Annotated in this window: 12 protein-coding genes; 2 read left to right on the top strand and 10 right to left on the bottom strand. The window is 70.1% G+C overall.

Annotated features, from left to right (window positions below; translation table 11 throughout):
* Window positions 1-83: 83 nt before the first annotated feature.
* The 5 genes from IFU30_RS14515 to IFU30_RS14495 form a co-directional block, all read right to left on the bottom strand.
* On the bottom strand, window positions 84-1,946 hold the full coding sequence (locus IFU30_RS14515; protein ID WP_192005663.1) for a glycoside hydrolase family 2 protein: 1,863 nt from the start codon (window positions 1,944-1,946) through the stop codon (window positions 84-86).
* 174 nt (window positions 1,947-2,120) lie between these two features.
* Entirely contained in the window at window positions 2,121-3,449 is a 1,329-nt protein-coding gene (locus IFU30_RS14510) for an ABC transporter substrate-binding protein (RefSeq protein ID WP_192005661.1), read from the bottom strand.
* 37 nt (window positions 3,450-3,486) lie between these two features.
* A complete protein-coding gene (locus IFU30_RS14505; protein WP_192005659.1) occupies window positions 3,487-4,815 on the bottom strand; it encodes an ABC transporter substrate-binding protein in 1,329 nt (442 codons plus the stop codon).
* Window positions 4,816-4,892: 77 nt separating this feature from the next.
* Window positions 4,893-5,663 (bottom strand): carbohydrate ABC transporter permease, encoded by a 771-nt coding sequence (locus tag IFU30_RS14500; RefSeq protein ID WP_228498690.1) that lies wholly within the window; start codon window positions 5,661-5,663, stop codon window positions 4,893-4,895.
* Window positions 5,664-5,814: 151 nt separating this feature from the next.
* Complete coding sequence (locus tag IFU30_RS14495) at window positions 5,815-6,756, bottom strand: carbohydrate ABC transporter permease (protein WP_192005656.1); 942 nt, start codon at window positions 6,754-6,756, stop codon at window positions 5,815-5,817.
* Window positions 6,757-6,977: 221 nt separating this feature from the next.
* On the opposite strand from IFU30_RS14495, the gene IFU30_RS14490 reads away from it, so the two are divergent.
* The gene (locus IFU30_RS14490; RefSeq protein WP_192005654.1) at window positions 6,978-7,976 is read left to right on the top strand and encodes a LacI family DNA-binding transcriptional regulator; all 999 of its coding nucleotides are present in this window, start codon (window positions 6,978-6,980) and stop codon (window positions 7,974-7,976) included.
* Window positions 7,977-7,989: 13 nt separating this feature from the next.
* On the opposite strand, the gene IFU30_RS14485 is transcribed toward IFU30_RS14490, so the two are convergent.
* From IFU30_RS14485 to IFU30_RS20740, 5 genes are all read right to left on the bottom strand, one after another.
* The gene (locus IFU30_RS14485; protein WP_192005652.1) at window positions 7,990-8,511 is read right to left on the bottom strand and encodes a hypothetical protein; all 522 of its coding nucleotides are present in this window, start codon (window positions 8,509-8,511) and stop codon (window positions 7,990-7,992) included.
* Window positions 8,492-9,838 carry a signal peptidase I gene (locus IFU30_RS14480; protein WP_342450872.1) on the bottom strand — a complete coding sequence of 449 codons (1,347 nt, stop codon included), beginning with the start codon at window positions 9,836-9,838 and terminating at the stop codon, window positions 8,492-8,494. The genes IFU30_RS14485 and IFU30_RS14480 overlap by 20 nt, the downstream gene beginning before the upstream one ends.
* 10 nt (window positions 9,839-9,848) lie before the next feature.
* On the bottom strand, window positions 9,849-10,496 hold the full coding sequence (locus tag IFU30_RS14475) for a SipW-dependent-type signal peptide-containing protein (RefSeq protein WP_192005650.1): 648 nt from the start codon (window positions 10,494-10,496) through the stop codon (window positions 9,849-9,851).
* 20 nt (window positions 10,497-10,516) lie between these two features.
* Window positions 10,517-11,161: a SipW-dependent-type signal peptide-containing protein gene (locus IFU30_RS14470; RefSeq protein WP_137243736.1), complete on the bottom strand. Its 645-nt coding sequence runs from the start codon at window positions 11,159-11,161 to the stop codon at window positions 10,517-10,519.
* A 199-nt stretch (window positions 11,162-11,360) separates the two neighbouring features.
* Complete coding sequence (locus IFU30_RS20740) at window positions 11,361-14,249, bottom strand: helix-turn-helix transcriptional regulator (protein ID WP_192005648.1); 2,889 nt, start codon at window positions 14,247-14,249, stop codon at window positions 11,361-11,363.
* A gap of 514 nt (window positions 14,250-14,763) precedes the next feature.
* Here IFU30_RS20740 and IFU30_RS14460 point away from each other — a divergent pair.
* Window positions 14,764-22,917 carry a choice-of-anchor G family protein gene (locus IFU30_RS14460; RefSeq protein ID WP_192005646.1) on the top strand — a complete coding sequence of 2,718 codons (8,154 nt, stop codon included), beginning with the start codon at window positions 14,764-14,766 and terminating at the stop codon, window positions 22,915-22,917.
* Window positions 22,918-23,020: the final 103 nt, after the last annotated feature.

The following is a 23,020-nucleotide window of genomic DNA, read 5'->3' as shown; positions in this document are numbered from 1 at the left end:
CCCGTGGGCCCTTCGACAGGCTCAGGGAGCCGCGGAGGCTCAGGGACCGGCGGGGGGCTCAGGGACCGGCGGGGACCGAGGGGTCAGGGCGCGGAAGGGCGGACGCGGCGCTCGTAGGCGGCGTCGGCCGCGAGGACCGCGCGCACGCGGGCCAGGTCGAACTTCGGCTCGCGATCGAAGTCGTAGATGCCGTTCTGCTCCTGGAACGTGTCGGTGAGCTGCGTGTAGCAGTAACCGAACATGTTCTCGTCGTCGGTCAGGACCCGGACGAGCCCCGTGAAGCGCTTGTGGAACTCCTCGACCGACGCCACCCGCGCACCATAGCCCCAGGAGCCACCGCCGGTGTCTGCGGCGGCGAGCTCCGCGTTCCACCAGATGCCGCCGAACTCCGACACGAAGAACGGCTGCCCCTCGTACGGCAAGGAGATGGTGCGTCCGTCCTCGAGGTTCGTGAACGGCTCACCGTCCGCGATCCCGCCCTGCTCGACGGCGAACGCCGCCGGGTCCTGCTCGTACGAGTGCGCGTCCCACACGTCCGTCTCCCGCACCCGGTGCGCGTAGCCCGAGGCGTCGATCACCGGGCGACTCGGGTCGATCAGCTTCGTCGCGAGGAACATGCCGCGCGTGACGTCGTCGAGGACGGTCACGCGGTCGTGCAGGGTCTGGTGCGTCTCGTTCAACGGGCACCAGCCGATGATCGACGGATGGTTGACGTCGCGCTCCAACGCCTCGACCCACTGCGTGATGAACGACGCCGTCGGCCCCTGGTTGTGACCGACCGTGCCCGCACCCGACACGCCCCAGTCGCCGAACTCGCCCCACACCAGGTACCCGAGCCGGTCCGCGTGATAGAGGTACCGCTCCTCGAACACCTTCTGGTGGAGCCGCGCACCGTTGAACCCGGCGTCGATCCCGAGCGTGATGTCGGCCACGAGTGCGTCGTCGTCCGGCGCGGTCATGAGTGAGGACGGCCAGTAGCCCTGGTCGAGCACGAGCCGCTGGAAGACGTGCTCGCCGTTGATCAGCACCGCGGTGCCGTCGATCGCGACACTGCGCAGCCCGGCGTAGCTCGAGACGCGGTCGGTGACGCCGCCCGCTCCACCGCGGATCTCGATGTCGAGGGTATAGAGGAACGGGTCGGCGGGACTCCAGAGTCGCTGGTGGTCCGCTGGGACCTCGAGCCGCACCGAGGGCGACATCGTCGAGCCGAGCTGCGCGATCTCGCTCGCGACGACCACGCCGTCGGCGGACAGGGTCACCGTCGCGGTCGCACCGGCTGCGTTGCGACTGGGGATGAGCGTGCAGTCGAAGCGCGCGGCGTCTGCATCGGGGACCACGGTGAACCGCCGCAGGTGCAGCTCGTCGACGGCCTCCACCCAGACCGTCTGCCAGATCCCGGTCGTGCGGGTGTAGTAGCAGTCGGTGTTGCCGTACCAGGTCGCCTGCTTCCCACCGGCCTTCGGCTCGTGACGGGTGTCGCGGGCGCGAACCACGATCTCCAGTTCCTGGCCCGGCTCGACCGCGCCGAGCGGCACGCGGATCGGCGTGAAGCCACCCCGATGCCGCATCGCCTCGACCCCGTCCACCCACACGGTCGTGTCGTGGTCGACGGCACCGAAGTGCAGCACACCGTGCTTCCCCTGCCAGCCGGCCGGCACCGTGAACCGCGTGCGGTACCAGACGGCCTCCATGAAGTCGGTGTGCTCCACGCCTGATGCGGCCGACTCCGGCGCGAACGGGACGAGGATGCGGTCGGTCAGTTCGCGGCCGAGGAGCCCGCGCTCGAGCCCGCTGTCGCCAGCATCGATCTCGAACTCCCACAGGCCGTTGAGGTTGACCCAGCCGTCACGGACGAGCTGCGGCCGCGGGTACTCCGGGCGCGGCTGCGGCGTGGAGTCGGCGCGGCCGCTCGGCAGCGGGGCGGGGAAGAGGAGAGGGTGCGTCATGGGTGTCGTTCCGATGCGTCGTGATGGGTGGAGGTGTCGTCGGCCCTTCGACAGGCTCAGGGACCGGGGGTGGGGCTCAGAGACCGAGGGCGGTTAGGCCCTTCGACAGGCTCAGGGACCGGGAGCGAGCTCAGGGATCGAGGGGGCTGAGCCTGTCGAAGGGCGGGGGAGTTGCTACCGGGCGTCGTCGACGGCCTTCGTCAGCTCGGCGACGAAGGCTTCAGCGGCCTCCTTGGGCGTCGTCTTGCCGAACTGGACGTCCTGGTTGTAGCGGCCGAGGATCTTCTCGCTGTCGCCGCCACCGACGGGCGTGATCGCCGGCGGGGTGCCGGACTCCTCGCGCGCGGCGTCGACCACGCCGGCCACGATGCGGTCCGTCGGCGTCAGGTCGGGGTCGATCGCCTCCTGGAAGTCCGGGTTCGCGGGCATGCCGCGCTCGGTGCCGAACAGCTTCGCGACCTCGGTGTCCGTCGTGAGGAAGTCCACCAGCAACGCCGCCTCAGCAGGGTGCTCGGACTTCGACGAGACCGACCAGTACATCGACGGCTTCAGGTACTGGAATCCCTCGGACGAGTCCTTCGCCGCCGGGAACGGCAGCAGGTCGAGCTGGTGGTCGGGCGCAGCGGCCTGGAAGGCGGTGAGCACCGACGACGGCTGGAAGGTCATCGCGACCTTGCCCGTGCTCATGTCCATGAGGTCGATCGCCACACCGTTGCCCTCGGCCAGCTGCGAGGCGCTCGGGGCCGCGCCGCTCTCGATCTGGTCGAGCGCGTACTGCCAGTAGCTCTCCACGACCTCGGGCTTCAGGATGACCTTGCCGTCCTTGTCGTAGATGTCGTTGCCGTGCTGCCGGGCCCACAGGGTGAGGGTCGGCATGTCGCCGCCGAACGGGGACATGCCGTGGACGGCCCCGCCCGAGGCCTCGGTCACCTGCAGGGCGACCTCGTTGAGCTCGTCCCAGGTCCAGGTCGTCGCGTCGGGCAGCTGGATCCCGTACTGCTCGAAGATGGACCGGTTGACCATGAGGCCGACGGTGCCGACGCCGATCGGCACGCCGTAGAGCTCGTCCTTCACCTTGCCCTGGTCGAGCACCTCGGCGCTGAGGTCGGAGGTGTCGAGGAACTCGTCGAGAGCACCGAGGTCGGCGAGGGCACCGCGCTGGGCGTACGAGGCGAGGTAGAGCTGGTCGAACTGCATGACGTCGGGGGCGTCCCCGCCGGCGACCGTGGTGGCGAGCTTGTCCCAGTAGCCGCCCCACTCGGTGGACTGACCCTTCACGGTGATGTTCGGGTACTTCTTCTCGAAGAGGTCGATGGCCGCGCGGGTGCGCTCGTCGCGGGCCGTGGCACCCCACCAGTTGAAGGTGATGGTGACGTCCTCGTCGCTGAGGGCCGCGTCGCCGTTCCCACCGCCGACGGCGCAGCCGCTGAGGGCGAGCGCCGAGATGGCGGTTGCGGCTGCGAAGCCGAGGAGACGGGACCGGGATCGTGGTTGGCGTTGCATGATGCTCCTTTGCATGGGTGGATCGGTTGGGAGGGGCTCAGCTCGCGGCGCTGATCGCCGTACGGAGTTCGTCGATATAGGCCTTCGCGGCCTCGGCCGTGGTCTTCCTGCCGAACTGGACGTCTTGGTTGTACCGGGCGAGCATGGACTCCGCGTCCTCGGCACCGACCGGCGTGATGCCGGGTGCGTCGCCCGACAGTGCGGTCGCGGACTCGATCGCATCGGCGACGATCTGATCGCCGGGCGTGAGGTCCGGCGCGACCGCCTCCTGGAAGGTGGGTGTGGCCGGCATGCCGCGCTCCGTGCCGAACAGCTTGGCGACCGCCGGCTCCGAGGTCAGGAAGTCGATGAGCAGCGCCGCCTCGGCAGGGTGCTCGGACTGCGACGAGACCGTCCAGTACATGGACGGGCGGACGTACATGTAGCCGTCGGTCGCGTCCGCATCCGCCGGGATGGGGACGAGGTCGAAGGCGCTGTCGGGCGCGGCGGCCTGGTAGGCGGTGACGAGGGCCGACGGTGCGAAGGTGAACGCGGTCTTCCCCGTCGCGATGTCGGACAGGTCGAGCGCAGAACCGGCCTGCTCAGCCAGTTGCGATGCCGTCGGTGCGGCACCGCTGTCGATCTGCGCGAGCGCGTAGTCCCAGTAGTCGGTGAGGACCGACTCCTCCAGGATGAGCTCGCCCTCGGTGTCGTAGACGTCGTTGCCGTGCTGCCTGGCCCACAGGGTGAGCGTCGGCATGTCCCCGCCGAAGGGGGTGATGCCGTGCACCGCGCCACCGGATGCCTCCGTCACGGCGAGTGCCGTCGCCGTGAGGTCGTCCCACGTCCATGTCGTCGGATCGGGGAGGTCGACGCCGTACTGCGCGAGGACGCTCGTGTTCACCAGGACGCCCGTCGACCCCACGCCGGCCGGGACGCCGTGCAGCTTGCCGTCGACCCTGCCCTGATCGAGGAGCGGCTCCGGGAACTCCGAAGTGTCGAGGACGTCGGCGTACTCGTCGACGTCGGCGAGCGCTCCGCGCTGCGCGTAGGAGGAGAGGTGCGTCTGGTCGAACTGCATCACGTCGGGTGCGTTGCCGCCGGCGGCGGTCGTGGCGAGCTTGTCCCAATACCCACCCCACTCGGTGGATTGCGGCTTCACGGTGATGTTCGGGTACTGCTCCTCGAACAGGTCGATCGCGGCCCGAGTGCGCTCGTCGCGCGCACCCGCTCCCCACCACGCGAACGAGATGGTGACGTCCTCGTCGCTGAGGGACGCGCCGCCGTTCCCGCCGCCCACGGCGCAGCCGGTGAGGGCGAGCGCGGAGACGGCGGTGGCGGCCGTGAAGCCGAGGATGCGGGAGCGGGACCGTGGGTGGCGTCGCATGGTTCTCCTTCGAGAGGGATGGAACGGATTGGGGATGGGCCCTTCGACAGGCTCGGGGACCAAGTGCAGCTCGGGGGCTACTTGCCTCCGGTGGTCGCGATGCCTCGCAGGAGGAAGCGCTGACCGAACAGGAAGGCGAGGAACACCGGCAGCAGGGTGACGACGCTCATGGCGAAGAGGGCGCCGTAGTCCGATTGCGACTGGGTGTCGACGAACGATCGCAAGGCGACCGACGAGGTGTACTTGTCGGGGTCGGTCACGAAGATCAGCTGGCCGAAGAAGTCGTTCCACGTCCAGATGAAGGTGAAGATCGCCGTCGTCGCGAGAGCCGGGGTCATGAGCGGGAGCATGATCTGCACGAAGATCCGCAGGTGGCCGGCTCCGTCGATGCGCGCCGCTTCGTCGAGCTCCCGGGGGATGCCGCGGATGAACTGCACCATGAGGAAGATGAAGAACGCGTCCGTCGCGAGGAACTTCGGAACGATGAGCGGCAGGTAGGTGTTGATCCAGTCGAGCTGGGCGAAGATGACGTACTGCGGGATGATCAGCACGTGGATCGGCAACATCATCGTGAGCAGCATCGCCGCGAAGGCGAAGCGCTTGAACCGGAACCGCAGCCGGGCGAAGCCGTACGCGGCGAGCGAGCAGGTGAGCAGGTTGCCGATGATCGAGCCGACGACCACGATCGCCGAGTTCGCCAGGTAGCTGCCGAACGGCTGTGCCAGAGCGTTCCAGCCGTTCGTGTAGTTCGACGCCTCGAAGGTGTCGAGCACGAGGCCCGGGTTGTCGAAGATGTAGCCGTTCGGGCGGAGCGACGACACCACCATCCACAGCACGGGGTACAGCATCAGCAGCCCGAGCAGGATCAGCAGCGCGTGCTTGCCGATGCTCGAGATCCGCTGACGGCGCAGGAGCTTGGCGCGTTGTGCGTCGCCCCGCTCGCGACGGGCTGCCGCATCGGGCGAGAGGCGGTCCTCGGACGAGGGGCGGGTCTTGAGGTCAGTCATCGTAGAACACCCAATACTTCGAGGCCCAGAAGTTGATGGCCGTGGCGGCGGCGATGATGATGAGCAGGAGCCACGCGATCGCCGACGCGTACCCCATCTGGAAGCTGCCGAAGCCCTTCTGGTACAGGTAGAGCGTGATGAACAGCGTCGAGTCGGACGGCCCGCCCGATCCGTTCGACACCACGTAGGCCTGCGTGAACGACTGGAACGCGCCGATGATGCCGAGCACGAGGTTGAAGAAGATGATCGGGCTGAGCAGCGGCAGCGTGATCGACCGGAACTGCGTCCACCGGCCGGCACCGTCCGTCGACGCAGCCTCGTAGTACTGCCGCGGGATCTGGCGGAGCCCGGCGAGGAAGATCACCATCGGAGCACCGAACGTCCACACGTGCAGGATGATCAGCGTCGACAGCGCGGTGTCGGGCTCCGAGATCCAACCGGGGCCCTGGATACCGAAGACGGCGAGCAGGGCGTTGACGAGGCCGCTCGAACCGAAGACGAGGCGCCAGAGGACGGCGATCGCGACGCTGCCGCCGAGCAGTGACGGCAGGTACAGCACCGACCGGTAGAACGAGAGTCCGCGCAGGCCGCGGTCCAGGAGGACCGCGATCGCCAGGGCGACCATGAGCTGCAACGGCACCGAGACCAGGACGTAGGTGATCGTCACCCCGAGGGACTGGTGCAGGCGGGGGTCCTCGACCATCCGCTGCGCATTCTCCAGCCCGGTGAAGTTCGGGTTCTGGAGGAGGTTGTAGTCGGTGAACGACAGGTAGAGCGAGACGACGACCGGCCCGAGCGTGATGACGAGGAAGCCGATGATCCAGGGGCCGAGGAAGAGGAGCGCCGCGCGGTTGTCCCGGAACTCGGAGGCGTCGCGATGCTTGATCGCCCCCTTCGGCGTCCGCAGCGCGCGCAGCTCGTTGAGCGCGCTCATGTGGCGGCTCGGGTGATGGGTGGTGGGCTCTCGAACATGCTGCGCATCTCCTTCGACTCGCTGCGACCGTGCTGACAGGGAGACACGCTAACCGCTTGTGCTACGTAGCACAAGACGGATTTGGAAATCGGTTTCCGTTGGTATCCGGCGGTCGTGGAGTCGGTACGCTTGCGTCAGTACCGACGCACGGTGGAGCGCGCGCGACCGACGGGGAGGCACGGATGGCAGTGACCGCACGGGATGTCGCGCAGGCGGCCGGCGTCTCCCAGCGCACGGTGTCGGACGTCGTGAACCTGCCGGGACGGGTCGGTGCCGAGACCCGCAAGCGCGTGCAGGCGGTCATCGACGAGCTCGGCTATCGGCCCAATCCGCACGCGAGAGGTCTCCGGAACAACCGCAGCGGACTCATCGCCCTGGTCGTCCCCGAGCTCGACGTTCCGTACTTCTCCGACCTGGCCCGCTGCCTCATCCCCGAACTCACGAAGCGCTCGCTCACCCTCGTCGTCGACCAGACGAACGGCGACCCGGAACGCGAGCGCGCCGTGCTCACCGGGGGAGCGGTGTCCTCGACCTTCGACGGCGTGCTGCTCAACGCACTCAACCTCACGGCCGCCGACGTCGAAGCAGCCGCCGCGACCCAGCCGATCGTCCTGCTCGGCGAGCGCGACTACGGCGCAAGTGCCGACCACGTCGCCATCGACGGGACCGAAGCGGCCTACCTGGCGACCAGGCACCTGATCGAACGTGGATGCACGCGCATCGGCGCCATCGGTCGGCAGGCCCATTCCACGGGCACCGCGAAGCAGCGCGTGGACGGGTTCACGAGGGCGATGCACGAGGCCGGACTCGACCCGAACCGGTATATGGCCGAAGGGGAATACGATCGCGCGAGCGGAGCGGCGGTCATGGGGCGCATGCTCGACGCCGGCGATCCTCCCGACGGCGTGTTCTGCTTCAACGACCTCATGGCGCTCGGCGCGATGCGTGCCGCGTGGGATCGCGGTGTCGACATCCCTCGCGACCTGGCGGTGGTCGGCTTCGACGACATCGAGGATGGTCGGTACGCGATGCGGTCACTGACGACGGTCGCGCCCGACAAGGAGGCCATCGCCCGCGAGGCCGTCGCGATGCTGGTCGAACGCGTGGCCGGGCACGTCGGGCCGGGGCGGCGGGTGCGCGCGGGCTTCGAACTCGTCGTGCGGGAGTCCTCGGCCGGGTGACGCGGCGCGCTCGCTACGGGACGACCGCGCAGGTGCCGTTCGTTCCGAGCGCGTTCGAGGTGCCGCTCACGACCCGGTACGGCGAGGACCAGCTCGTGGACGGCATGGTGAGTCGGGCTCCGATGTAGACGTTGGAGCCGAGGAGACCTCCGAGCAGTCCGAGGCTGAATGTCGAGGTGACCGTCGTGGTGCCACTCGTCGAGGTCGGTGTGATGACCGAGTTGGGGGTGAAGGATGCGTTCGCCGAGTAGGCGTAGTTGATCGTGTACCCGGCGGGGATCGTGTAGACGACGGTGTAGGAGGAGAGCAGTCCGACGGCGTTCGGATTGAAGGTGCAACTCGAGAACGTCGGCGTCGGCACGGTGGCCGCGGTGAAGCTGCCCGTCCCGAATTCGGGATCGGCCCATGCCGCGTCGACCGGCGCCGGTGCGGGGTGCGCGAGGAGGAGTCCCATCGCGACGGCGATGACCGTCGCGGCGGTCCGGCGGTGCCACGGGAGGACACGGCCGCCGTCCTCACCCCGCTGTCGCATCATCGGCCCGCAGGATCGTCGTGCTCCTCGCGGAGCGCGAGTGCTGACGCAGCGCGCCGAACCACGCGCCGACGAGACCGATCAGGATCGCGCCCGCAGCCGCCCACACGGCGAACTCGATGCTCGCGCCGGTGCGAGGGAGCGTGGTGATCGGGCCGGGCGAGACCGATACGTCGTCGCCGATGCCCTCGGCCGTGACCGTGAGGGCGACCGAGGCGTCCACCACGGCTGCACCGGACGGCATCCGGACGTCGAACTTCAGCCACCACGCCTCCGAGCTGCGCATCGAGAGGACCGCACGCTCCACGCCGTCGACGGGCACCGCCATCTCGTCGAACAGGTGGGTGACGGTGCCGACGCAGCCGGCCGCGGTCCAGCGGACGGAGCAGGCGTCGACCACCATGACGAGCCCGAGCTCCGACGAGCCGGAGCCGACCATGGACACGTCGATGGAGCCCGGTGTGGCTTCGGGCTTGGTGCTGATGCCCACCTCCCAAGGCGTCGACCGACCGGGGGTGAGGGACCGCATGGCCGACGGGTCGCCGATCGAGGTGAGGACGACCGCCTCCCCGGCGATGACGTCGACCATCGGCTCGGCGTGCGCGGGAGCGGCGCCGCCGATCGCGAGGCCGGCTCCGAGGAGGAGGGCGACCGGTGAGCAGCGGAGCGCGGCGTGGCGGGCCGGTCGTGGTCGGTCGCCTTCGGTGCCGGCCGTGGAGGATCGGTGTCGGGAAGCAGCACGACCGTCTCCGCCGGTCCCTCCCGAGCCACCTGGCGGGCGCTTGCGGTCGGAGCGCGGCCAGAACGCCCACATGACGAGGGCCGAACAGCTGAGCGTCAGCCCGGCCAGCACCCACGGGTTGGACAGCCACACGACGAGGTACGCGAGCCCGGGCACCGAGGCGAGCACGATGCGGACCGTCGAGACGGTGTACGGCTCGGGGTCTTCCGACAGGTTCGCATCGCCCTGCATGGTGATCGTCCGCTGTGGTCCTGCGGTGTCGACACCGGCGGTCACCGAGGTGACGCGGTGGGTGACCGGCAACTGACCAGCGCGATCCACCGTCACAACATCGCCGACCGTGATGTCGGACGCGGGGATCTCGCGGACGAGCGCGAGTGAGCCGGTGGGGATCGTCGGGCTCATGGAACCGGTCTTGAACATGATGAGGGTGATGTTGAAGCAGGTCGCGAGGATGACGAGCACGATGCAGACCACCCCGCCGACGGCGGCGAGGTTCAGCAGGGTGCTGCCGACGATCGACGCCACCGAGCGGCGGGGGTGCTGCCGCTCGGTGGCGTCGATCGCTTCCGTGGAGGGTCGGGTCACGGTGCTCCGATCAGGAACTGGAGGTGCTGGTGATCTGCCACGTCGCCGACGCCGTCCCGCCCTGGAAGCTGGAGGCGGTGCCGGTCTTCACCCGCACGTCGAAGCAGAAGCGCACGGTGGAGTTGCCCGCCGCGGTGAGCGCGCCGGTCGCGGTCGGTGGAGCCGTGCCCGTCGAGAGCGACGCGGTGTACGCGGGGACGGTCGCCGAGGTGAACGCGGCGGCGTTGCACGCCGTGCCCGCCGCCGTCGTGACGACACGGTACTCGAGCTGCGGCAGGAGGGTGCCCGTCGCCGCCGAGACTGCAGACAGCGCCGCCGTCCCGCCGATGTTCGTCGCAGCGGTCGTGCGGATGTCGATGTAGGCGAACTGGGAGAGCCCTGGCGACATGGCGGTGGCGTTGAACACCAGCGTGGCCGGGTTCGCCGCCTCGTGCGCCGCCCAGGTCGACGACGAGGTCTGCGACTCCACGGCGAAGGTGCTCGCCGCGAAGGTCGCCGTCCCGAACTCGTCGTCGCTCCAGGCCGCGAGGGTGAGCGAAGTCCCGACGCCCAACACGAGCGCTGCCGCGAGGGCCGCCCTGGCCTTCGTGTAACGCGACGTGCTCCGTCGTTCGTCGGTGCGGTGGTGTCTGCCTGCCGCCGGGGTGTGCCGTCCCATGATCGCCGTCCCGCCGCGGGTTACGGCAGCGGGGTGGTGGACTCGGCCGCGAACTCCCAGACGACGGTGCCGCTCGGCGACGACTGCGGGAGGCTCGCCGCCGGAGTGACCTCGAAGCAGAGGAACACCGGCGTGGTGACGGCACCGAGCGTGAAGATGTCCGCGGCCGTGCTCGACGTCGTGGCGGCATCCGTCACGAGCGGGTCGCCGGCGGCGAAGCTCGCGGCGTCGCAGCCGAAGGTGGTGGTCTCCACGACGGAGTAGCTGAGCGAGGAGGCGATGGCGGCTCCGCTCGTGGCGGTGATGTCGACCGTGCCGGCGTACGTCGACGCGGCGGTCAGCTGGACGGCGAAGCCGGCGTAAACAGGCTCCTCGGGCGCCAGGTTGTCCGCCTCCACCGCGAAGGTGAGCGGGGCGGCCGCAGCCTCGGTCGGGTGCTCGGTGAACGCGGTGCCGTCCGTGCTGCCCTCGATGCCGAACCCACCACCGGCGAAGATCCCGGTCGCGAACTCGGAGTCGTTCCAGGCAGCGAGCGTGATGGCCGCACCGACGCCGAGCACCAGGCCGCCGGCGAGGATCGCCTTCGCCCGCTTGCTGCGCTGGCCGCGGACGGGCGCGTCGGTGCCGGTGGCCGCTGAGGCCTCGGTGCTGGTGTCGATGGTCATGGAAGCCCCCTGGAGTCCGCCGGTGACGGCTCGCGTCACCACAGGTGTCGGGCGTGCGGAGACGACCTCCGCGCGTCTCACGACACCCTCAGGACGATAGGCAGCAGGCTGACGGTTGTAACCAGTAGTGGGGTACTGGGATCGCCGGACGCTACCGAGAAAACTGCTGAACCGCGCTGCGTCGCCCGCTCAGGGGGGGTCAGGCCTGACGCTGCGAGGACTGCGCGACGAGGCGGCCGAGGTCGCGCCGTCTCCCCGCGCCCAGCTTCGTCCGCGCTTGGAGCACGTGCGACTCGACGGTGCGGACACTGAGGAAGAGCCGCGTCGCGATCTCCTGGTTGCTCAGTCCTTGCGCGATGAGCAGGGCGACCTCCAGCTCCCGCCGGGTGAGCGCGCTCAAGTCGGCCCCGGCGGTCTCCTGGCCGGTGTCCGTCTGCCCGCGGGAGAGGTAGGCCAGCGGAGCGTGTGTCGAGGGCGGCTCCACGGGGACGGTGCGCTCGACCGGCACCGTCTCATCGGTCGTCTCCGCCCGGTAGGTGGCGAACACGGGCGACGGAGACACGACCGAGGACCATCGGGCCTCCGCATCCGCAGCGGCGCCTGGCGTGGGACCCACGAGTTCGGCGGCCCGCTCCGCGCAACGGCGGGCGTGCTGCAGTCGCCCCTGGGTCTCGTGGAGCCGTTCTGCGAGCAGATGGGCACCGATCGCCCGGTGCCGCGCTCCGACCTCCTCGAGCGAACAGGCGGCCTCCTCGGCGCGGCTCGCGTCGCCGGCGGCGCCGGCCTCGAGGAGCAGCATGAGCGACGCCTGCAGGGGCGTGAGCTCCTGCGATCGAGCGTCCACGACCCAGGACAGGGTCTCGGACAGGTCGGCGCCGGCCGCGGCGGCCAGGCTCGCGGAGTAGATCCGCTGGGTCAGCGGCTTCCGGATGTCCTGCGCGAGCCGACGCAGGTGATCCCGGGCGTCCATGACGCGACCGCCTGCCATCAGCAGACCGAAGTCGGCGATGTCGGCCAGATAGGAGAGGACCGTGGAGGCGGCGATGAGGCGTTCGTCCTCGGCAGCTCGCCGTTCCGTCGCCTCCTCGAGCTCGCCGGTCTGAGCGAGAGCACCGACGAGGAGGAGCGCGGTCTGCGTGTGCACCTCGGGCGGAACGGTCGAGTCGAGGAGCCGTTCGACGACCCGGAGGTCGGCCACGGTTCGGTCCGGGCGGCCGTCGAAGAACGCCAACTGGGCTCCGAGGATCCCGACGATGCACTGGTCCGTCGTCGCCAGGCGCCCGGTCCCGCGCTCGGCACGAGCGACGAACTCGTCGATGTAGCGCGCGAAGCCGGCCCAGGAGAGTCCGGTGAGCAGGCGGATGGTGCCGGCCGACAGGACGTACATGGCGCTCGCGTCGCGCAGGGCGTGCGACAACGGCCGCGCTGCGCTGTAGGGCACCGACCGGTAGACGGCGTCACCCAGCTGGAGCAGCTCCCGCAGCTCGGACGGTGGCAGCCTGAGGCCGAGCCTGGTCACGAGCGCAGCGGCGGCATAGAGTCGCGAGGACTGCGCGGCGTCGGTGTCGCGCAGGACCTTCCAGAAGACGGCATCGCCTTCGGTCGGCTCCTGCCGATCCTGGTCGCGCCAGGTCTCGACCATCAGGATGCGCTGGGACAGCAGGCGGCTGTGCTCCTCCTGCTCCGTCAGCTCCTGCGCGCAGGTGCGTTCGGACCAGCGATCGAGGGTCGCCCGCCAACTCACGACCTCCGCCTGCATGTCCTCGTCGGAATCGGCCGCGGGATCGACCTCGAGGACCCGCTGAGCCCCGTCACCGTCGCCCAGCATGGCGAGCGACCGTGACCACTGGAGCGCCGCTGCCACGGACGGGCGCCAGGTGTACGCGCGTTCGGCGAGCAGACGACCGTCCTCGGCGAGGCCGGAGACGTTCGCGACGTGCGCCGCCTCGAGGAAGGTGCGGGCCATCGTGAGGGACTCGAACCCCTCGTCCAGCTCGGTGTGCGGAGCCGTCAGCCAGTACCGGCCGAGGATGAAGGACTCGTTCGGCGTGAGACGGGCACCGCCACGCAGGTCCGAGATGAGCGTCCGCTGGACGCGGTCGTGGCGGTGCAGTCGTCCGCTGTGGCGCCACTCCGCGAGTGCCGACCACGCGTGCAGTTCGTCGGCGACGATGCGGTCCTGGCCTGAGCCGTCGTGCCGCGCGAGTCCGAGCCGGAGGAGCGCGTGCAACTGGTGCTCGCCGAGCAGGCGGATCGCGCGCGAGTAGGGGACCGGGCCGAGCTTCGCCAACATGACCAAGGCGTACCGGCCCTCGTCCTCGAGCCGGGAGAGCTGGGGTTCCGTGAGGTCGTGCACTCGCGGTGAGACCCCCGCGACCCCGAGCGAGAGGATGCTGCGCGGCAGGTAGAACTCCCCACCCGTCTCGAGCGCGTCCTTCGTGAGCTCATGCACGAGCCGTGGCGAGCCGTTGCTCAACCGCACGATGACGGCCTTGGCCATGTCGTCGAGGACCGCGTCGTCGGCGGCTTCGTCCACCATCGCCGAGGCTTCGAACCCGTCGAGCGCCGGGAGGTCGATCCGTGTGAGCGACCCGGTCCGCCAGACGGCGAGGAGCCGATCGGCGGACTCGTCGCCGCGCCCCTGCAGTCCGGCGAGCTCCTGTTCCAGCGTCACCAGGGCGACCTGCTCACGCGACCGCGAGAGTTCGATGATGTCGGCGAGGCTCGCCGGGTGGAGGTTCGCCCCGTCGTCGACGATGAAGACGGCACCGCTCGGTACCGTGCGCCAGTCGCTCAGCGTGTGCGAGGCGTCCCGTGACGCACCCGACACGTGGATGACCGGGCGTCCGTCCTCGTGCATCCGACGTCCGATCGCGTCCGCGGTGAAGGTCTTGCCGTAGCCGTGTGGTCCGACGAGGAGCGTGCTGGTCCGGTTCGCGATGAGCGCCGTCATCCGGGCGATCGCGGCCGCTCGACCGCTCGGTTGGGCGGGAGCGCGGGTGGCGGATTGGCGGAACTCGCCGGAGCGACGGGTGGGCGACGCGGCGGACCGCGCGCCGCCACTGAACCGATGCGCACCCGGGTTCATGGGATGACCTGCTCGGCCGACCTCGGATGTGGCTTTCGCTCCACTGCCGTCGCAACCGGTTCTTCCATATCGCAGCCCCCTCAAGCTCCGTCAGGACGACGGGATCCGCATCACTAGGGACGCTGCGAATACTCCGTCGGATGCCCCATTATCCGTAATCCCTGAGTGCTCCCGCAGCCCTAAGAGAGCGTTCTCAGTAGAAACTACGCACCCCATTCGGGTGTAAACCCCCGGCCAGTGCGGGTTATCTCTCAACCGTCATCGATGACATGGCACGGATGGAACCAATTGCACTGGAGCCCCGCCACCGATGATGCGTCGGAGGGTCTCCGGGACCGATCGAAACCCGGCGTCGCGCGGCGCCGCATCGCACTGCGGAGGCCAGTACCGGTTTTCCATCCGGCACTACGGAGGTTGGGGTCCCTCCTCTGGGGGACAGGGAAGCCCGCCCATAGATTGGCCGGGATCGACGCCAGTCGCGGGTTCGCCCGTGCACCGAAGAAAGGGTTCCACCGTGGGGGAACAGCAGCGAAGCATCCTCGGCCGAGGCCGTGCGTGGAAGGTCGCGGCCATGGCCGTGGTCGGCACGGTCATCGCCATGGGGTCGACGACGGCGGCCACAGCGGCCCCGACCGATGTCTCCGACGGCTTCGGCCGGTTCCTCGGTGGACAGGCGGCCGGGATCAACCTCGACGCCCTCGCCGCGGTCGCCGGTGCCCGCGCCGAGAACCCGAGTGGTGTCCACCCCGTCGCCGCGAACCCGCTGTCGGCCGAGGTGCTCAACACCCTCGGCGTCGACCTCGGCAGCTCGCTCCAACTGTTCGGTGCCAATGGCGTCATCGAGCTCGGTGCCGTCGCTCAGTACGGGTCCGCCGCCGACAACGGCGACGCGATCGCCGGCTCAGGCGCGGTCACCGACCAGGGTGGCGTCTCGATCGGTGGACCCGATGCTCCGCCGGCGGACGCCGAACTCGACCTGACCGGTCTGCTCGGCCGGGTCGGGACGCCCACCGGCGGGATCCTCAGCGACCTCTCCCTCAGCCTCGGCGCCCTCGCCTCCACGATCTCGCAGACGGGCGGCGCCACGGCTGTTCCCGACTACCAGATCTCCGGTGCGACGCTCACGCTCCAGAGCCCGCTCGTGCAGAACGTCGGGACGCAGGTGACGGGCCTCCTCCCGCCGCTGCAGACGACGCTCAACGGGCTGACGTCGGCGCTCAACACGGCGCTGAACGCGAACCTCATCGGCGTGCTCCGAGTGGCTGCGACGGGGACGGTCACCCCGCCGAACCTGTCGACCGTGGTCAACACGATCCTCACCACCCAGGCGTCGCAGTCGGCGGCGACCGGTGTCTCCGTCAACCTGCTCACCGGCGCGGTGACCGTCGATCTCGCGACCCTGCTCGCGAACGACCCGAACCTGCCGGACCTGAACGACCTGCCGCCGAACACCTCGCTGCTGTCCGGCCCGATCGGTGCCGCCATCGCCGCAGCCATCACCTCAGCGGTGACCGCACAGGTCACGGCCGTGTCCGCCGGCCTGCAGGCGGCCGTGAACAATACGCGTATCCAGGTCACCGGCAACGTCACGACGAACGTCGTCGTCACGCAGGTCCCGGTCATCTCCCTGTCGCTCGACTCGACGCTCGGCGCCGTCCAGAACGGCACTGCCGCCTTCACCTCGGCCGGGCTCCTCCCGAACGTGCTGAACCCGATCCTCGCGACCCTCGGACTCACGCTGGATGGCGTGGTCAACCTCGTCCTCAACCTCGTCAAGGGCGTCGTCGGAACCGCGTTCACCGGTCTGAACACGCTCAACACCGGTCTCAACGGGATCACCGGCGGCCTGGCGGCGAACGTCGTCGGCCCCATCCTGAACATCGTGCGGCTCGTCGCCGACGTGACCGCCAACGTGCAACCGGCCACCGGCGACCTCGGGGCGGGATCGGCGACCGTCCGAGCCGTGCAGATCTCCCTCGTCCCGGCGATCTCGCTTGCGACGGTCAACCTCGCGTCGTCCTCGGTGCGCGGCACGCTCGTCGTCTATGACACGGCCATCACCGCCACGCCCGCGACGGTCAACCCCGGCCAGTCCACCGTGATCGACGGCACCGGCTTCGCGGCGAACGAGCAGGTCACCATCACCGCGCCCGGGCTCGACCCGGTCACCACGACGTCGGACGCCGCCGGTGTGATCAGCCAGAGCGTCGCGATCCCCGCCGGTTTCACCCCGGCGACCCTGACGTTCACCGCCACCGGTGCGACCTCCGCCACCCCGGCCACCACCGACCTCATCGTCGCGCCCTTCGTGACCGCCATCACCGCCGACCCGGCGACGATCGCTCCGGGCGGCAGCACCACGATCACCGGCACCGGGTTCCTGCCCGGCGAGTCGGTGTCGATCACCGTCCCCGGCCTCACCGACCCGATCGTCACCACCGCGACGGGTACCGGCACGATCTCCACGAGCCTCACGCTCCCGGCGGACTTCCCGCTCGGCCCCGTGACGGTCACGGCGACCGGTGCCTCATCGGCCAGCCCCGCGACCACGACGGTCACCGTCGAGGCGACGCAGTACGTCACCGCCATCACCGCCGACCCGGCCAGTGTCGTCGCCGGTGGGACCACGACGATCACCGGCACCGGCTTCGCCTCGGGCGAGACCGTCGCCGTCTCGATCCCCGGCGTCGACCCGGTCACCACGACGGCCACCGGAACCGGCACGATCTCGGTCGAGCTCGACGTCCCGGCGGACTACGCCGCAGGCCCGGTCGTCGTGACCGCGCTCGGCGAGACGTCCGACACCCCGGCCACGACCAACCTCACCGTGGTCTACGAGACCGCGATCGTCGCCGTCCCGGCCACGGTCGCGGGTGGCACGACCACGATCATCAACGGCGCCGGCTTCGCGCCCGGCGAGGACGTCGTCGTGACGTTCCCCGGCCTCGAGCCGATCACCGTCACCGCCACGGCACTCGGCGCGATCGGCACCCCCGTCGCGGTCCCGCAGAACTTCGCGGTCGGTGACGTCACGGTCACCGCCCTCGGCGCCGTGTCCGCGACCGAAGCGACCACCGTCGTCACCGTCACCGCGACGGTCTACGACACCGCCATCACGCTCGACCCGACGTCGCTCATCCCTGGGAACACCACGACCGTGACCGGCACCGGCTTCCTGCCCGGTGAGACGGTCACCGTCGGTTACCCGGGCGGCACCCCGGTGACCGTCGAGGCGGACGGCGACGGCGGCTTCACCGTCGACCTGCCCGTCCCCGACGGCACGCCGGCCGGCACGCTCGTCGTCACCGCGACCGGCGAGACCTCCGCAACCCCGGCGACCGCCGACCTCGAGGTGCTGCCGTACGACACGGCCATCACCGCCGACCCGGCCTCGCTCCTCCCCGGCAACTCGACCACGATCACCGGCACCGGCTTCGCCGCGAACGAGTCGGTCTCCGTCTCCTACCCGGACGGCACGCCCGTCGTCGTGACGGCTGACGGCGATGGCGGCTTCACGGCGGACCTGCCGATCCCCTCCGGCACGCCCGCCGGCCAGCTCACGGTCACCGCCACCGGCGCGGTCTCCGCCACGCCGGCCGAGACGGTCATCACCGTCGAGGCGTACGACACCGCGATCGCGCTCGACCCACAGACCGTCGCCCCTGGCGGCAGCACGGTCGTGACCGGCTCGGGCTTCGTTCCTCAGGAGACCGTCACGATCACCATCCCCGGCCTCGCCACGCCCGTGACGACCACGGCGAACGGCGACGGTGAGATCACGGTCAGTGTCACGCTCCCCGCGGACTTCCCGCTCGGCGACGTCACCGTCACCGCCACCGGCGCCGTCTCGGCCACCCCTGCCACGGCGACGCTCACCGTCGAGGCAACGACCTACGTCACGGCCATCACCGTCGACCCGACGACCGTCGTCGCGGGGGAGAGCACGCTCGTCACCGGTACCGGCTTCGAGCCCGACGAGACCGTCACGGTCTCCATCCCCGGTGCGCCCGCGGTCACCACGCAGGCGTCGGCGACCGGAACCATCTCCGTGTCGCTCCCGGTTCCGGCGGACTACGCGGAGGGCGCGGTCGTCGTGACCGCGCTCGGTGAGGTCTCCGAGACCCCGGCCACCACGAACCTCACGGTCGACGTCGTCTACACCCCGACGATCACCGCCGACCCGGCCATGGTCCCTGGCGGCACCAGCACCGAGATCTCAGGCTCCGGCTTCGCGCCGAGCGAGAGCGTCACAGTCACCTTCCCGGGCCTCGACCCGATCACCGTCACGTCGAACGCAGCGGGCGAGATCACGACCACCATCGACGTCCCGCAGGACTTCGCGGTCGGTCCGGTCACGGTCACGGCCCTCGGCGTCGTCTCCGCGACCGAGGCGGCGACCACGGTCACGGTCGAGGCGACGGTCTACGACACGGCGATCACCGCGGACCCCGACACGCTCCTCCCCGGCGGCAGCACCACCGTCACCGGAACGGGCTTCCTGCCCGGCGAGTCCGTCTCCGTCTCCATCCCCGGCGGCACGCCCGTCGTGGTGGAGGCCGGCCCGGACGGCGACATCACCGCCATCCTGCCGATCCTGCCCGGCACCCCCGCCGGCCCCGTCGTCGTCACGGCCGTCGGAGCCGTGTCGAACACACCCGCCACTGCGACGATCACCGTCGAGGCATTCGAGACGACGCTCACGGCCACGCCGTCGACGCTGAACCCCGGTGACTCGACGATCCTGTCCGGCACCGGCTACGTCGCGAACGAGTCGGTGACCATCTCGGCGCCCGGCTTCGAAGACGTCGTGACCACCGCCAACGGGCTCGGCGAGATCAGCCAGGTCGTCGCCTTCCCGGCGGACTTCGTCCCCTCGACGGTGACGTTCACGGCCACGGGCGCCCTGTCGCTCACGCCGGCGCAGACCTCGGTCCTCGTCGAAGCGGTCGTGTACGACACGGCGATCACGGTGGACCCGACGACGGCCAACCCGGGTGGAACCACCACCGTCACGGGCACCGGCTTCGCGCCGAACGAGACCGTCACCATCACGATCCCGGGCGGCGACCCCGTCACCGTGACGACGAACGGCGACGGCGACTTCACGCAGCCCGTGACGATCCCGGTGGGAACACCCGCGGGTCCGCTGACGATCACCGCGACCGGTGACACGTCGAACACGCCCGCCGACGCCGACGTGACCGTGGTGCCCTACGAGACCGCGATCACCGCGGACCCGGACACGCTGCTCCCCGGCACCTCGACGACGATCACCGGTACCGGGTTCGCACCGAACGAGTCCGTCTCGGTCTCCATCCCCGGTGGCACACCGGGCGTCGTGACGGCGAACGGCGACGGCGGCTTCACCGCCGCCCTGCCGATCCCGTCAGGCACCACCGCAGGGGAGCTCATCGTCACGGCGACCGGTGTCCTCTCGGCGACCGACGCGACGACCACCGTCACGGTGCTCGCCTACGAGACGGCGATCGCCCTCGATCCCGCGACCATCGCACCGGGTGGCAGCACGACCGTCACCGGTGCGGGCTTCGCCCCGAACGAGAGCGTGAGTGTCACGGTCCCGGGCATCGTCGACCCGTTCCCGACCACGGCGAACGCCGACGGCGAGATCTCCGTGAGCGTCACGCTCCCCGCGGACTTCCCGATCGGTGACGTCACGGTCACCGCCACCGGTACCGTCTCGGCGACCCCCGCCGCGGCGACGCTCACCGTCGAGGCCACGACCTACGTCACCGCCATCACCGCCGACCCGACCACCGTCGTCGCGGGTGCCAGTACCCTCGTCACCGGCACCGGTTTCGCGCCGACCGAGAGCGTCACGGTCTCGATCCCCGGCGCCGACCCGGTGACCACCACGGCGACGGCGACCGGCACCATCTCCGTGTCGCTGCCCGTGCCGGCCGACTACGCCGAGGGAACGGTCGTCGTGACCGCGCTCGGTGCGACGTCCGACACCCCTGCGACGACGAACCTCACGGTCGACGTGGTCTACACGCCGACGATCACTGCCGACCCGGCGACGGTCCCCGGCGGCACCTCGACGGAGATCTCGGGTAGCGGCTTCGCTCCGACCGAGAGCGTCACGGTCACCTTCCCCGGCCTCGCGCCGGTGACGATCACCTCGAACGCCGACGGCGAGATCACCACGACATTCGCCGTCCCGCAGGGCTTCGCGACCGGTCCGGTCACGGTCACCGCACTCGGCGTCGTCTCGGCGACCGAGGCGACCACCACCGTCACGGTCGAGGCCACGGTCTACGACACGGCGATCACCCTCACACCGGACACGGTGAACCCGGGCCAGACCACCACGGTCACCGGTACCGGCTTCCAGCCGAACGAGTCGGTCAGCGTCTCGATCCCCGGCGGCGACCCCGTCGTGGTGACGGCCGACGGCGACGGCGGCTTCACCGCGACCCTGCCGGTGCCGCCCGGAACGCCCGCCGGGCCGGTCACGGTGACCGCGGTCGGCGAGACCTCGGCGACGCCCGCCGAGGCGGAGCTCACGGTCGAGGCCTACGAGACGGCGATCACCGCCGACCCGAGCACGGTCGCGGCCGGCGGAGCGACGCTCGTCACGGGCACCGGTTTCGCGCCGAACGAGTCCGTCACGGTCACGGTGCCCGGTGGCACGGCCGTCCCGGCGACCACGAACGGTGCCGGCGAGTTCTCGGTTGGGATCACGGTCCCGGCGAACGCGCCCGTCGGCCCGCTGGTCGTCACGGCGGAGGGAGCGGTGTCGCAGACGCCGGCCACCGCGACCGTCACGGTCACCGCCATCGTGTTCTCGCCCGTCATCACCGCCTCCCCGGACGCGCTGATCGCCGGCAACACGACGGTCATCACCGGATCGGGCTTCGCAGCCAACGAGACGGTCACGGTGTCGATCCCCGGCGCCCCAGTCGTCACGCAGGTGACGAACGTCGGCGGCGGCTTCACGGTGACCCTGCCGGTCCCCGACGGCTACGCACTCGGCGACGTCACGGTGACGGCACTCGGTGCAGCATCGGACGAACCGGCGACGACGATCATCGAGATCCTCGCGTACGACACTGCCATCACGGTCGACCCGTCCTCGGCGCTGCCGGGTGAGACGGTCACGGTCGACGGGACGGGCTTCGCCGGTGGCGAGACGGTCACGGTGTCCATCCCGGGCGCACCGTCCGTCACCGTGGTGACGAACCCTGACGGTTCCTTCACCGTGGACCTGCCGATCCCGGACGACTACACGCCCGGACCGGTCACGGTGACCGCCGAGGGCGATGTCTCCGTGACGCCGGCCGAGTCCGAGGTAACCATCGAGGATGGAGCGGTCGACGTCGACACCGACGCAGCTGCGGTCGATGTGGATGCTGCTGCTGACGTGGACGCCGACGTGGACGTCGATGCCCCCGCTGATGTGGATGCTGCTGCAGACGTGGATGCTGCTGCTGATGTGGATGCTGCTGCAGACGTGGATGCTGCTGCTGATGTGGATGCTGCCGCTGACGTCGACGCTGCGGCTGACGTGGACGCTGCTGCTGATGTGGATGCTGCGGCTGACACGGACGCTGCCGCAGATGTGGACGCTGCTGCCGACACGGATGCTGCGGCTGACACGGATGCTGCGACTGATGTGGATGCTGCCGCTGACGTCGACGTCGACGTCGACGCTGCCGCTGACGTCGACGCTGCGGCTGACGTGGACGCTGCTGCCGATGTGGACGCTGCGGCTGACACGGACGCTGCCGCAGACGTGGACGCTGCCGCCGACACGGATGCTGCTGCTGATGTGGATGCTGCGGCTGACACGGATGCTGCCGCAGACGTGGACGCTGCTGCCGACACGGATGCTGCTGCTGACGTCGATGCTGCTGCTGACACGGATGCTGCGGCTGACGTGGATGCTGCGGCTGATGTCGACACGGATGCTGCTGCTGACGTGGACGCCGCTGCCGACACCGATGCTGCGGCTGATGTGGATGCTGACGCGGACGCGGACGCGGACGTGGACACCGATGCTGCGGCTGACGTGGATGCTGCTGCTGACACGGATGCTGCGGCTGACGTCGATGCTGCTGCCGACACGGATGCCGCCGCTGACACTGACGCTGCGGCCGATGTGGATGCTGCGGCTGACGTCGATGCTGCTGCCGACACTGACGCCGCTGCCGACACCGATGTTGCAGCTGACGTGGACGCTGCTGCCGACACCGCCGCTGACGCCGATGGCGACACCGACGCCGGCGACGAGCGTCAGGCGACCGTCAAGTACTCGACGATCGTCCGCGACACGGGTGTGATCCAGGAGGTCTACGCCACCGGCTTCGAGCCCGGCGAGACCATCTCGGCCACGGTCTTCTCGACCCCGTTCGCACTGACGCCCGTCATCGCTGACGTCTCCGGGAACGCCACGTTCACCTTCCCGATCGACTCGTCGCTCGGGCTGGGTGCGCACCGGGTGGAACTCTCCGGATCCGTGACCGGCGACCTGCCGCTCGATCGTGAGGCCACCGCCTTCACGGTCACCGCGGTGGCCGCCACCGCACCGGGGTCACGCCCCGGTCTCCCGAGCACCGGCTTCGACGGCCTGTGGCTCGGGGGGCTCGGCGCCATGATGCTCCTCCTCGGAGGCGCCTTCGTGGCCACGCGACGGGCGCGTATGGAGTGACCTCGCCGAGCAGGCCGTGCCGCATTCGGGTCGGCACGGCCTGCTCCTTCTCCCGCGGAGACACCGCCGAACCGGTGCCCCGCGGTTTCATCACCACCCAGCA

This window comes from Plantibacter sp. CFBP 8798 (assembly GCF_014841195.1).
GTDB classification, from domain to species: Bacteria; Actinomycetota; Actinomycetes; order Actinomycetales; family Microbacteriaceae; genus Plantibacter; species Plantibacter auratus.
The sequence above is the reverse complement of the archived record's forward strand: the minus strand, read 5'-3'. Positions and strand labels throughout refer to the sequence as shown.

Excerpts from the sequence above, each read along its gene's own strand:
- IFU30_RS14515 (WP_192005663.1), bottom strand. The coding sequence starts at position 1,946 with ATGACGCACCCTCTCCTCTTCCCCGCCCCGCTGCCGAGCGGCCGCGCC.
- IFU30_RS14510 (WP_192005661.1), bottom strand. The coding sequence starts at position 3,449 with ATGCAACGCCAACCACGATCCCGGTCCCGTCTCCTCGGCTTCGCAGCC.
- IFU30_RS14505 (WP_192005659.1), bottom strand. The coding sequence starts at position 4,815 with ATGCGACGCCACCCACGGTCCCGCTCCCGCATCCTCGGCTTCACGGCC.
- IFU30_RS14500 (WP_228498690.1), bottom strand. The coding sequence starts at position 5,663 with ATGCTGTACCCCGTGCTGTGGATGGTGGTGTCGTCGCTCCGCCCGAAC.
- IFU30_RS14495 (WP_192005656.1), bottom strand. The coding sequence starts at position 6,756 with ATGAGCGCGCTCAACGAGCTGCGCGCGCTGCGGACGCCGAAGGGGGCG.
- IFU30_RS14490 (WP_192005654.1), top strand. The coding sequence starts at position 6,978 with ATGGCAGTGACCGCACGGGATGTCGCGCAGGCGGCCGGCGTCTCCCAG.
- IFU30_RS14485 (WP_192005652.1), bottom strand. The coding sequence starts at position 8,511 with ATGATGCGACAGCGGGGTGAGGACGGCGGCCGTGTCCTCCCGTGGCAC.
- IFU30_RS14475 (WP_192005650.1), bottom strand. The coding sequence starts at position 10,496 with ATGGGACGGCACACCCCGGCGGCAGGCAGACACCACCGCACCGACGAA.
- IFU30_RS14470 (WP_137243736.1), bottom strand. The coding sequence starts at position 11,161 with ATGACCATCGACACCAGCACCGAGGCCTCAGCGGCCACCGGCACCGAC.
- IFU30_RS20740 (WP_192005648.1), bottom strand. The coding sequence starts at position 14,249 with ATGAACCCGGGTGCGCATCGGTTCAGTGGCGGCGCGCGGTCCGCCGCG.